At 54.7% G+C, this 12783-nt stretch carries 9 protein-coding genes; 3 read left to right on the forward strand and 6 right to left on the reverse strand.

Translation table 11 applies throughout. The annotated features are described in order from the left end of the window. Nucleotides 1-208: 208 nt before the first annotated feature. Together ACMHYW_RS07520 and ACMHYW_RS07525 are read right to left on the reverse strand one after the other, a co-directional pair. The gene (locus ACMHYW_RS07520; protein WP_414499381.1) at nucleotides 209-352 is read right to left on the reverse strand and encodes a hypothetical protein; all 144 of its coding nucleotides are present in this window, start codon (nucleotides 350-352) and stop codon (nucleotides 209-211) included. A gap of 46 nt (nucleotides 353-398) precedes the next feature. Further along, a complete protein-coding gene (locus tag ACMHYW_RS07525) occupies nucleotides 399-962 on the reverse strand; it encodes a DJ-1/PfpI family protein (RefSeq protein WP_414499382.1) in 564 nt (187 codons plus the stop codon). A gap of 253 nt (nucleotides 963-1215) precedes the next feature. Here ACMHYW_RS07525 and ACMHYW_RS07530 point away from each other — a divergent pair, with 253 nt between their 5' ends. Further along, a complete protein-coding gene (locus tag ACMHYW_RS07530; protein WP_414499383.1) occupies nucleotides 1216-1806 on the forward strand; it encodes an SMI1/KNR4 family protein in 591 nt (196 codons plus the stop codon). Between the two features lie 228 nt (nucleotides 1807-2034). On the opposite strand, the gene ACMHYW_RS07535 is transcribed toward ACMHYW_RS07530, so the two are convergent. The 4 genes from ACMHYW_RS07535 to ACMHYW_RS07550 all read right to left on the reverse strand — a co-directional run bounded on the left by ACMHYW_RS07535 (nucleotide 2035) and on the right by ACMHYW_RS07550 (nucleotide 9717). Further along, nucleotides 2035-2325: a barstar family protein gene (locus tag ACMHYW_RS07535; RefSeq protein WP_414499384.1), complete on the reverse strand. Its 291-nt coding sequence runs from the start codon at nucleotides 2323-2325 to the stop codon at nucleotides 2035-2037. Nucleotides 2326-2492: 167 nt separating this feature from the next. After that, nucleotides 2493-4580, reverse strand: a complete 2088-nt coding sequence (locus ACMHYW_RS07540) for an alpha-galactosidase (protein WP_414499385.1) — start codon at nucleotides 4578-4580, stop codon at nucleotides 2493-2495. Nucleotides 4581-5260: 680 nt separating this feature from the next. After that, a complete protein-coding gene (locus ACMHYW_RS07545) occupies nucleotides 5261-6652 on the reverse strand; it encodes an NAD-dependent succinate-semialdehyde dehydrogenase (protein WP_414499386.1) in 1392 nt (463 codons plus the stop codon). A gap of 482 nt (nucleotides 6653-7134) precedes the next feature. Continuing rightward, entirely contained in the window at nucleotides 7135-9717 is a 2583-nt protein-coding gene (locus ACMHYW_RS07550; RefSeq protein ID WP_414499387.1) for a type VI secretion system Vgr family protein, read from the reverse strand. Between the two features lie 839 nt (nucleotides 9718-10556). Between ACMHYW_RS07550 and ACMHYW_RS07555 the strand changes: the two genes are divergently transcribed. Both ACMHYW_RS07555 and ACMHYW_RS07560 read left to right on the forward strand, forming a co-directional pair. Further along, entirely contained in the window at nucleotides 10557-11267 is a 711-nt protein-coding gene (locus ACMHYW_RS07555; protein WP_414499388.1) for a LuxR C-terminal-related transcriptional regulator, read from the forward strand. A gap of 1261 nt (nucleotides 11268-12528) precedes the next feature. Then, complete coding sequence (locus ACMHYW_RS07560) at nucleotides 12529-12750, forward strand: hypothetical protein (RefSeq protein ID WP_414499389.1); 222 nt, start codon at nucleotides 12529-12531, stop codon at nucleotides 12748-12750. Nucleotides 12751-12783 lie beyond the last annotated feature (33 nt).

Here is a 12783-nt window from a genome sequence, read left to right on the forward strand (position 1 = left end):
AAAATTGCGGTAAAAACCTTCTGTTGTAGAAAAGTATAAAAAGGGCAAAAGAAGCAATCACTCAGGTTATGAAACAGCCTCTAGCAAGGCGGTAACGACCACTATTATCCCTCGAGACTAAGGCCCTACCGCAAAAGACAAACACGGATAACGACGCGCTTTTCCCGACGAGAGGCAAAATCCTTTTTATAACTCACGAGGAAAGGACTCATTGCCCCACGGCGGCAGGCGGCAGGCGGCAGGCGGCAGGCGGCAGGCGGCAGGCGGCAGGCGGCAGGCGGCAGGCGGCAGGCGGCAGGCGGCAGGCGGCAGGCGGCAGGCGGCAGGCGGCAGGCGGCAGGATGATATTCAATGCCCTGTCCCGAGCAACACTCACCCTCTCCCATTAGCACCGCTGCTTAACCGAGGTGCTCCCTTGCCAGCAGCTGTTGAATCACGCTGACTGCCGTACGATCGCCCCCTGCTGCCGCCAACACTTCTACCGCAAAGCTGGCAGGTGCGGGAGCTGGAGCAGTAATGATCGCGCCATCACGTACGGCCTGAGGCTGATCGACATAGCGAACCGTTCCAGAATAAGCGGGCGCATGCTGATCCAGATACCCGGGAGCATTCGACGTATGCTGCACATATTGCAGCAGTCCTGCATGGGCCAGCGCCAGAGTGCCTCCACAGATGCCCGCTATGACGCACCCTTGTGCATGGGCAGCCTGAAGCTGACGGGTCAACACCACAGACTCACCCTGTTCGAGTGCCGGACCGCCACAAACCACTACCACGCCGCGATCGGGTGCCTGAAAGCGTGCGGTATCGGCAATAGGCAGACCGGCCGCCGAGCGCAATGCCCCGCCCTCCGGAGATGCAAAATGAATGGGCGCTCCAAAGAACGCTCGTCCAAGACCACTCAATGGCGCAATTTCCCAATCCGAAAAGCCATCCGTAATCACAATGGTAATAGGCAGCATGAAAGTTCCAGTTATAGTAATGATAATCAACAATATATAAATGACGCTTCCGCTCTTCTTTTTTCTTGCCCGCGAAAATCATATGCCATTATCTTCACCTCTGTAACGCTACATCCGTGCAGAGGGGAACACGAGAGGCCTGACCGTAGGCATAGGGCTACCGTGTTACCTATTGAGGGCTGAATCCCCACAGCCTCTTGGCTTTCATAACGCTGGGACTTGGCACCACACTACAAACCTCACAAGGATCACCATGAACCTCATCGACACCCATATTCATAAGGTCGAAAGCGCTTTGAACGAGGAAGAGCGCTCGGCGTGGGCAGCCATTCAAGGGGCTTCAGAAGCAGAGCTGGCACGTCTGCTTGAGGCATACCCACAGTGTCCCACCATGCTGGTGGATCTGCTGCGCAAAATCGGTGGCACTTACCATCGCCGCTATCCCGAGGGCTACGTCGCACAGCCCATTTTCGGCAGCGATGTGGGGGAAGATTTCGGCTATTACCTGCTGTCCTGCGCTGACATGCTCGACGAGCGCCGCTATGCCGATACTATTGCCGAACGCTATGGCGAGTTCATGGGCCAGTCCGACATCATCGACGTTGCCCCAGAGATCGACATCCATGCTCCCATGAACCAGTGGCTCTGCTTTGCGCACTGCATCAACAATGGCGGCACTTCAATGCTGTACATCGATTTTACGCCGACCAATAAAGGTACCGTGGGTCAGGTCGTGCGCTACCTTCATGATCCCGACAGTTATATCGTGCTGGCCCCATCGTTTTCGGCCTATATCGCCCAACTGATCGAAGGCGACTACGGCTACGTCAGCGACGACGAGTGACGGCGGTAAGATACATCCGGCCTTGCTCACCGATGAGCGGGCAAGTCATCCCTCCTTTCAGCAACACCCTACCGCCACTAGATTGCGCGCGTTGAGCGGTTCATATGCCTGACCGAGGCATCACTCACGTGTACGAGAGGCAAGTCAGCCAGCGCGACATGCCCTAAACAAAACGCGCCGTCAGACAAGGCTAACGGCGCGCATAAGGTCGGGGTGAAACGCTGTCTGTCAGGCCAACTGATAGGCAAAGGCACCGGCCCAGCCAAAGCGACGCTGTACGTGCACGGCATTTTCCAGCACGTCCACTAATTCAAGGTACTGCTCATCGCCGAGCGCAGCGCGGGAAGTCGCGGCGGAGGCCCACACCAACGTGGTGGCCTTCGGCAGGCCGGTCACCAACAGTTCGTGGAAACCATCAAGGTCGTGGCGCCACGTCACCTCGTCCCCCAAGGCGGTGGCACACTGTTGAAAGAAATCATCGAAAGAATGGATCTGCTGACCGTCAATAGGAATCTGCATAAGTGTCAAAGCGTCTCTGTAGGCGGTGGCAAACGGATGCAAGGCATCCTAAAACGACAAGGGCGAGTGATAATCACCCGCCCTTGAAGGGGCCGTATATTAACCGCTTATGCCATGACATGCGACCCTAAGGACCGCGGCCTGCGTCACGCTGCGCTGCAAAGCGCCTACTCTGCCACTCTGATTTCGATCAGCAATGCCGTTTCTGCTGGTAATGTCGGCAACCGCAATCCTGCGTTCATCAACCACTGCCCGCTGATACGCGCCGTTGGTTCCTTCATCCACGGCACCTGCTGATAGTCGACCTCTTCCGGCGCATCCAGCACACGAATGTGGTAGTTCTGTTCGGGATCAAGCCCCGGGATACGAATGACCTCGTTGACGGCATACCGTGACGGCTGTAACTGAGCAACGCCAATCACTGCATGGCGCACGCCAAAGATACCCCCGGCAAGGCTGCTAGCAGGATCCAGCGTTTCGATGCGCAGACTGCGCCCAACGTGCAGCAGTCCACGCAGCTGTTTATACAGCGCGACGTAACGTGCCACGGCCTCCTGCTGTTCACGGGTCAGCGCCAACATATCGAAAGCCAGCCCCATGTGACCGAACAACGCCGTCAACCCCGATATCGTCAGGCTCTGGCGACGCGCACGGGTATGCGTTGCTCCCACGTGTGTACCGATGACCTCCGGTGGGAAGAAATAGGACAGCCCATACTGAATACGCTGCTGATCAAGCGCATCGCTGGCACTGGACGCCCAGAAACGGCGAATGTAGCGCAGCAACCCATAGTCGATGCGCCCGCCCCCGATCACGCACGGCTCGAAGGCCGTCTCGGGATGGCGCGTACGCAGCAGATCCAGCATTGCCGTCGCCCGCTCCATCTGAGCCTGCGCTAACGCTTCATGGCTAGACTGCACCAGTTCGCGGCAGAACTCCCACTTCACGAAGTTGATATGGTAGTCGGACAGCATGCGGTCCATCTGCTCGAACAACCAGTTCCACGCCTCGCTATGGGTAAGATTGAGCACGTACTGCGCCTGCTGTTCAGGCACATCGTCTTTACTGAGCCGCAGCACCCACTCGGGATGACGCTTACGGCACGTTTCGTCGGCCATCAGGCGCTCAGGTGCCAACCAGATGCCAAACTGCATGCTGTGATCCTGCACATAGTCGATCAGCTGACGCACATCCTTCGCCGAGACCTGACCGTCCGACAGCTCGAAGGTGGAATCCTGCGAAGGGTTGCGGGCATGACAGGTACGGCCAATCTCCATGATGAAACGCTCGATGCCCAGCCGCGCCGCACGAGCGGCCATGCGCCGTAGCTCTTCACGGGAATGGGCCTCCCATACCGAACGCGTCAGGTTGAGCTGTACGGGGCGCTGGGCAGCACCGCGTCGAGCCCCAAGGTGCTGACGCACATAGAGGTGGAAAGCTTGGCTCATGGTATTGAGCCCATGCGGTCCATAGGCTGCATAGAGCCACGGCGTATCGCAAGACTTGCCCGGATCTAGGCGCAACTCAGCCTGCTGATGCAGTGCTTCAGCCTGCAGAAAGCGTCGGCCGTCCGCCCGCGTATCGACGCGCAAGCGATGGTCCCCACCCCATGCCAGATGCGCTCCCCATACTTCACCGTGCTGTTCGGAGAAGTGTGCCGTCCCCACTACAATACCGGGGAACTGATCGTGCTGGCGCGCATGGCGGTATTCCTGCAGGTAGCCACCGTACTGCGGCTGGATCCGATGAGTATGAAATGCCTGCAGCCACTGACCATGGAACCCCATTACTTCGACCGCACGCTCGGCCAGTGGTAACACCAGCCCGAAGCGCCGCACACGGAACGCCACATCGCCCTGGTTGGTCAACCGCTGCCAGAGCCCAAGCACACCGGTTTCAGCATCCAGCGACAACCGGATTTCCAACTCCAGTTCTGCGGCGCGATCCACGCAGCACAGTCGCACTTGCTCGTCTTCGCAGTCATAGCTAAGGGTTTCGAAAGACAGTGGTGCCAACGAATGGCGATCGCGATATCCCTCAATTGCCAACCCCGCAGCCGACTGCCATTGGCCCGCACCCTCTATTGCAGAAGGCCGCACCTGCTGATCCGCCGCCGCCGGCATGGCTAGCGTCAGCGCATCATCGCTTGAGGCTGCCGATAGACGCGGCCCCCAGTACAGCAGTCGCGGATAAGGGCTCACCTGCAGCAGTAGCGAACTGTTACCACCCTCCAGACGTACGGTGTCGTTGTCCATGACCTATCACTCCTTCACCACTTTGACGAAAAAGTAACTGCTTTGGTTAGCATATGCCGAAGCGGCAGGGTTGTCAGTGCCTACTCTTGTCGACCTTGCATGAGTCCTAGCCGCCTTTCCAACAGACGTAGATAGCGTCTTTTTGACGATATTCAACTCATAATAACGTTTTTTTCCACGCCCGCCTGACGTAGTGGAACGGCGACGCTTTTTGCCTGAAAAGCGATGATTCACGCCGACCTATCGCTCATCGCCCTGCCCAAGAAAAAGCACGACCAATGCCAGCTGCAGAGTACCGTTAAGCCTTCACCGCTTACTCATGTCAAACCGCCTGCCATGCCGCCATCGTATTTGCGCCGTGCTCTAAGAGCATGTTTCATCGCTTCAATACCCATGTCATTAAAGGGGCTTCACACCACAAAATTGCGCTAGAAATCGTCTATTTCAGAAAAGGAAAAAACACTCGAAACAGTCTCCAAACAGGACCACTGGCCCCTATTCGCTAGGCGCGCGAGTGCCATCGTCATTATGTCAGTACGATAACCGGCACTGACACTGCCTTCAGCTCATGTCATTTACATGTAAAACGGGCCATACGACGCTCGGTCATATGGCCCGCTCTTCAGTGCGTGGTGATCGTCATAGCACGCATTGCCATGGCGACCAGACGGCACCGATCATTAGAGGTCAGCGTCGATGTCGACTTCATTGACCAGCTTGAAGTTGACGAACTCCTTGAGCCCCAGCTCGGTCAACTCGCGGCCATACCCAGAGCGACGAACGCCGCCAAACGGCAGGTCGGCATGCGTCACGGTCGGATGGTTGATATGCACCATCCCAGTCGAGAATTGCCGAGCCACACGCTGCGCCCGTTCGGAATCGGCACTGAACACGGAACCACCCAGCCCAAAAGGCGAGTCGTTGGCAATGCGCAGCGCGTCTTCATCATCCTTGGCGCGATAGAGCTGAGTCACCGGCCCAAAGAACTCCCAGCGATAGGCAGGGTTGTCCGGCGTGACGTTTTCCAGCAGGCGCGGTTGAGCAAAGAAACCTTGGGACGGCACTTTCGGCCCCAGCTCAGTGAGCTTAGCCCCGTGCGCCACAGCATCACTGACCTGTTTTTCCAACCTGTCCAGCGCTTCCTGGGACGATAGCGGTGCCAGCGATGTATCGGACTGCTCCGGATCACCCGCTTTCAGCTCACTGACCGCCTTGGAATAGGCCTCGACGAAACGGTCATAGAGGCTGTCGGCAATCACTAGGCGTTTGGAGGCCGAGCACACCTGACCCGCATTGGTATGGCGCCCTTTCACGGCCCACGCCACGGTTTTGTCGAGCGGCGCATCGTCCAGCACGATGAAAGCATCTGAGCCGCCCAGCTCCAGCGTTGATTTCTTCAGTGCCTTACCTGCCATCTCGGCAACCACACTGCCCGCGCGTTCAGACCCCGTCAGCGCAACCCCCTGAATGCGAGGATCTTCAATCAGCGTTTGCAGCTGCTCACGGGTGGCAAACAGGTTCTGATACACCCCTTCAGGCGCTCCCGCATCCTCCATCAGCTTCTCAAATGCCAACGCGCACTGCGGCACATTGGAGGCATGTTTCAGCACAATGGTGTTTCCTACCGCCAGCTGGGGCGCCAAGATGCGCGCGATCTGATAAAACGGGAAGTTCCACGGCTCAATGGCCAGCAGCACACCCAGCGGCTCTTGGTAAAGCACCGGCTTGCCCTGCGAGGCATGGGTGACAGGCAAAGGTTGAGGTGCCAGCAGGCGCTCAGCGTGGGTCACGTAATAGTCGATGATGCGCGCGGACAGATCTATTTCCGCACGCGCTTCCCGCGCCAGCTTGCCCATTTCCAACGTGATCAGGTGCGCATACTGCTCCTCGCGCTCACGCAGCAGACGCGCGGCCCGAGCCAGCACCTGCACACGTTCGGCGACAGAGCGCTCGCGCCACGACTCGAATGCCTCTTGAGCAGAGTCCAACGCTAGAGCGACGTCCTGATCCGTCGTTTCGGGAAATTCAGCCACCGTTTCACCCGTGAACGGATTGATAGTGACATAGGCCATGCTGCACCTCCTTGTTCAAGAAGAAGAACCAGACACCCTATCGGTCCTCCGCTAAGCCGAGCACACCGCTTTGATAAAGGGACAAGAGGTATGCACACACTTACATTGCGTCTGTATTTGACACTAGTACTAGGACTCTTAGCTTGTCCAGAGGTTCAGCTGTACACAAGGGGGAGAACACCATCCTTCATGCGCTAATGAACGTAACCCCGCGCATGAAAAGCGGTTATGGCGTCAAAGAAAAATGACAGAATGTTGGAAGTGAGACGCCATACGTATGGCGCATTTTGAGAAGGAACCCGCGAGGGCATTGCAAGGCGAGAAAAAGACAAAAGAGGAAACAAAAAAAGAAGAAAGAACAGTCGGCCACGAATACCGCCATGAGGGAGAAAGCCATTCCCCATCGACAACGTAACGATAAAAGCGCCAGAAAACGCTGCTCAAGCCGCTTCTGGCGCTTTTTCATCATGCCATCGGAGTCACTACAGTTCGATAGCCCCTGACGCGTTGCTGCCGCGTCCCTGTGTCGGACAGGCCTTGGGCTCACCTGTCGGCAACTCAGTCGGCGTCACATTCATAGACGCGGGACCATCGAATACATGCTGAGCGCCCTTGATGTCGATAGAGCCCGGAGCATGGATCATGATGTTGCCGCCTTCGATCTGAATATAGCCACCACCGCTGGACAACAGGATACCGGTGGACGCATCGATCTGAACCTTGCCGTTGGTCGAGCTGATATGCAGGTCCTGCTTGGCCGTCAGTGCCATTTCATCCGACTGGGCCTGTATCTCGACCTTGCCTTTACCGGCGAACAGCTTGATGCCCGCGTTGTAGACGAACAGCGACAGTTTCTCGGTGATCGACGCGAGCAGACTCTTGCCCGTCGCAATGGTCGTGTCCTGACCACTGGTCAGCGTCAGGTTTTCACCCTGAGCGATATGGGTCGACTGCGGCGTAGTCAAGCTGATCCCCGCCGGCGAAGCCGCATGCAGCCACGGTGCACTCATCCGGCGCGACTGTCCCGTACCGCCTGCCGCGCTGGCCTGTGCCGCTGCCGAGGAAGTATCGGTCGCTGTCGAACTCGCCGCACTGCCAAAGGCCACCGTCGCTTCTTCTGCCGCCTGCTGCAGTGGCGCTGCGCTGCTCAGTGGCTCGGCCTTGTGCTGATTGGCCAGATCACTCAGGCGATCATTGAGACGCTGGGCACTGGTCAGCTGCTGACGCGCAGGATCGACATCCAGCTGGTCACCGCTCGCATGAGGCTGTCCCCAGCTCGACAGGTACAGCCCTTCATTAGCACGAACCGCACCGTAAGCATCGCTGCGCAGCTCGAAGCCAAGGCCACGGAAGGCCCCGCGCTCATTGCCTTCTTGATGGATCAGATAGCCGAGGTTCAACTGGGAATGCTGTTGATCGGTACCCAAGCGGACACGGCTTTGGCCAGTCGCATCGTCGAACACCAGCTCGTTGTAACCGCCCCCACGATAATTCTGGGTATGAAAGCCCGATAGCAGACCGTTGCTGTGCCACAGCGGCGTGCGTTCGCCGTTGTAGACCCGACCGGTGATGATCGGCCGATCAGGGTCACCTTCTAGAAAGCTGATAATGACTTCCTGCCCGACTCGCGGCACGAACACCGCTCCCCAGCCACCGTCAGCATTGGCCTGCGACACACGCAGCCAACAACTGGAGCGCTCGTTGTACTGACCGCTGCGGTCCCAATGGAACTGCACCTTGACACGATTGAGGCTGTCGGTATGAATCTGCTCGTTGGCCGGCCCGACCACGATGGCCGTCTGCGGGCCGCCCAGCTCCGGTTTAGTATGTAGGATTGGCGTACGATACGGCACATTGCGATACTGCGCTTCCAGCTGAACGTGGAAGAACGCCGTGCTACTCGTCTGCTGCTCAGAGGCCCCTTCCACTTCATGCCCCGTGGCATCGCGCAGCGCCTTGAGCTGCGGCTCAAGACTGCCCGGCATCTGGCGCCGCGTAGCCGCCATCGGCAGATTGTTTTCCGCCGCCCAGTCCAGCCCTACCAGCAGAAACGTGCGCTTTTCGAGACCGCCACCGTCGTGATTGGGGTGCTGACTCAGAATGAAACCGTGACCCACGCTGAGCTGACGTGTTCCCCCAGCCCCTGTGAAGCGCTCAACCCTCGACTCATGGCCTTCCATCAGCGTCTCACCCAGCTGATGACCGCGATCGTAGCGGTTGAATGCGTATTCTCCGGGATAATCGTACTGCTCCATCACCGGCAGGTTGCCCTGATTGTCGACCGTATCGAGCTGCACGCGTAGAGGAGCCGCTGGCGCCTTATAATCGAACGAGCCGAGGCTCACGCGCGTCGACTGCAACTGGCGACGCTGTCCCCAATCGGTCAGACTATCGAACTGTTCGGTAGCCGACTGGCGATGGAAGCGGATGGTGTCGGGCGACATATTGGGGCAAGTATCGTTGTCATCGGTAAACACAACGACGTGCTTATCGCCTTCCTGTACCACATACCACCAGATACCTTCCTCTTCCAGAAGACGACTGATGAAGTGATAGGTGGTTTCGCGGTACTGCACACAGTAGCTGCGTTTTGGATAACGTTCCTGATGACGCAGTTCGAACCGGAAACCGCCCTCACTGAACGCGTGTCCCTCAAGTACCTGCGTGACGATCTCGACAGCTGTCAGGTCTTGGAAAATGCGACTATCGGTGATGTGCTCCAGCAGCGTAATCCACGGTTTGAGCACCAGCTGATAGTCACTGACACCGCCATCGCCTCCCAACAGAGCGGCATCACTGACGATGGCATGCAAATCACGATAGGAACCGTCAGCCTGAAGGATCGACAGCGTGACGGGCTGAGCCAGCAACTGACGTAGATCAAGGTCATGCTGCTGCGACAGACAGTCCACGGTAAAAGTAAAGGGAGCACTCAGATTTTCTCGGGCCACAACACGCTGAACCAGCAGTGCATTGCCCCCAAGCGGCGTAGATAACTTCAGTAGACGCTGAGCATCAGACAGCGTGACAGCAAACAGCTGCCGCAGTGACGCAAGCATATTCATGATAATGTCCCTGCATCTTTATCAGGCTTGTTTTAGGTAATAAACGCCATGCACTGCACAGCCCTTTTCCTGCCCTGTTCGCTAGCCAAAAGCGTAACATACCGATAATACACGACTCCCTTACACATCAAAAGTGACCTATCTGTCATATCGACAGGTGTAATAACAATGCGCTATCGGTCATACCCACCACCGTTTCCTTATGGTTAAAGAGCCTCTGGCGCGATAGATAGAAAAACAGGTAAGCCACCGCTTTCCGTCAAGACGAAATAAATAGGCAAAAGCGTCGCCAAAAAACAGGATAGCGATGGCCATTAGGCTTTCACAAACAGACAACTACAGGCACTGTAACTAACGGAACAGACAAGAGCCTATTTTATAACCTGAGCAATTGATTTCACTCTTTCCAAAACAGAGGGCTTTTACCGAGCTTTATGGTTTGAAGCCTTTTCAATGTCATGGGTATTAGGGTTATGAAACACGCTCTAAATGCCCTTCTCGCAGCGAATCCGATATTTAAAGAGGTGAGCCATAGCCTATTTTCATCCATTATCAACCAGATATTGATATTTCAAAAAACAATACCCATTATTTTTTATAGACAATAATGTGTATTATAGGAATTACGCGTCCATAGCACTGAATATTATTTGTCGCTGAATATCTGACAACCCACAGGCACTCTTTTCGCCAATAACCCCCTATGAAATCCCCATTTTTTACTTAAAAGGTACTTACGTTCGCTTTATGTATTACTGTATTTTAGTGCAGTAGCTATCGTTTCCGTCAGTTCCTTACAGTAACAAGATGTTAATCAGCCGCCAGGAGGGTGCGACAAAATGAACAATCAATGGCAAATCGACTTTTTCACCGGGCTGGATAATGCCGTAGATATGCAGGACGTTCTGGACATTACACAGAAGACGATCAAACCCTTCGGTTTCGATTTCTGCGGATGGCGCTCTAAAATACCCCTACCTTTATCCAACAACCGCAGGTTCTCTACCCTTCGCGCCAACGAGGATAGAGTGAGCGAGCAGGAAGAGAACGGTTTCTATGATGAGGCCCCTGTCGCCAAGCACTGTGCCTTATCGACAGAACCCATATCCTGGCGCGGAACGACTGAAGACCCCACCTTCCTGCAAGCACCAGATTTGATATCAGAATATTACAGCTCCGGTCACTACGGTGGCTGGGCGCAATCGATGATCGAGAGCAAGAATGTCTTCAGCATGCTGTTGGTCGATAGCGTCAACATACTGGATCAGAAGGATATCGACCACGTAGACCTGCAAATGCAATGGGTAGCCACTGCCGTCCTGAGCAAGATGACAAAATTCCGCTTGAAGCCCAGTGTAAGACTGAGTGAAAGGGAAAAAGAGGTATTGAGGTGGTCCGGAGATGGCAAAACGGCATGGGAAATTAGCCAGATATTGAACTTAAGCCAAAGCACCGTGAACTTCCATATGCGCAGTGCAATGTACAAACTGGATGCCCCGAACAAGACGAATGCCCTTGTTAAGGCAATCTATCTTGGCCTTCTCTACTGAAGGCAATTATGACCCGTCGATAAGAGAGTGTTCCAAAACCCTGGCATCAGCGTTTTAAAACAGATCATGGCACATCGTAGCAATGTAAAGGCGCAGTAGATATCGAGCAGGCATTCGTACCGAACGGCTAGCTGCCTAGCGTAATTGAGCTATGCAAAAGTGCGTTCTACCACCCAACGATGCCGGCCTAGCGTAGTGTTACTGCCGTTGCCTCGGCGTGCCATGCGTGGCGTCATGCATCGAACAACAAAGGCTCCCCCAACAACGTGTGTAGCCATAAGACTTGTCAGGGTGCAACGGGTTTGGACGATGCCCAGGGTGGCTGCAAGCACCAGGCAACTTAGGCACCGCCTCCAGTAAGGCCATGAGCAGAACGCTATCATGCATGTCGGCTCCGGAAAAAAGACCACCAACAATACATCATTGCCATCCGTCAGCGGAGTTGGGCACTACGGCCCCCCCTCTTAAGATGCGCCATCAACACAAGCACGTTCCCAGTCGACGCGATCCTCCAAATGCAGGCGTTGTAACAGGAATTGCTGCCAAACACCTGCCTCATACCACTCTTTCAAACGTCGCCAACTGGTGGGGCCAGAGCCAAAGCTTAGAGGTAGGTAGGTAGATGTCACCAAGGAATGCCCATCATCAGTACGAACAAGATGCCAGACAGCGCTTGTCGGTCAGATACACGAGGTCTTCCCCGCGAGGGCCTGGGGTGTGCTCGGGGAGAAGAGAAAGAGGCTGGATGATATACCAGCGTTCGTCAGGAAGTAGTGAAGTAGCCATGCAGTGATATTTTGGGGCAACATGGTTTTTTAAAGGGGTTTTGCCCCCTCCTCTTAGCGGGACATTTAAGAAGCACAGTCACGTTTGACGTGTATACGAGCGTTGATCAGAAAAAAGAAGCGATAGAAACGCTAAAATTCGATATCAAAAAATTAAGATGCTGTTTTGTATACAAATTGGGCTAATGAGTGGGGATTTATAATTGAGTGCATGCTAGACTACGGAACACTATCTGCTGATGAAAAAAAGCTAAAACTTGTATGTCATGGCCTTGGCACATACGACATTGCTTCAGGACTGTATGCGTTTCATAATGAGGTGAACTACTATTTTAAGGATGAAGCACTATCCTCTAGAACTCTACTACATAACAAAAAGAGAATACGACGGCACACAAAAAACAATACAAAACAAGGAGTTATAAAAATATCGTTCAGCTTATTGAGCTGCAAACGATAAGTCATAATGGTTCTCATTGATTAGCGAAAAAAGCAAAGCAGACACTGTATACATTAATAATTCGTCGAGAGGATCGTTTAGGTTTCATCAACCAAACAGTGATGGTTCAGGCTGTTCTGCTGGTTGTGTTAATTTTTACAGCTACAGTGCTTTTCATTATATGAATAACTCACTGTTAGAAATATGGAATACAATAGCATTGAATCAAAAGAATATTTATAACGTCGTGACGTACTGAATATTAAGGGTTATCGGCAATCCTTATTATGTA

It is taken from the genome of Zymobacter sp. IVIA_12111.31 C1 (assembly GCF_047495495.1).
In the GTDB taxonomy this organism is placed as follows: Bacteria; Pseudomonadota; Gammaproteobacteria; order Pseudomonadales; family Halomonadaceae; genus Zymobacter.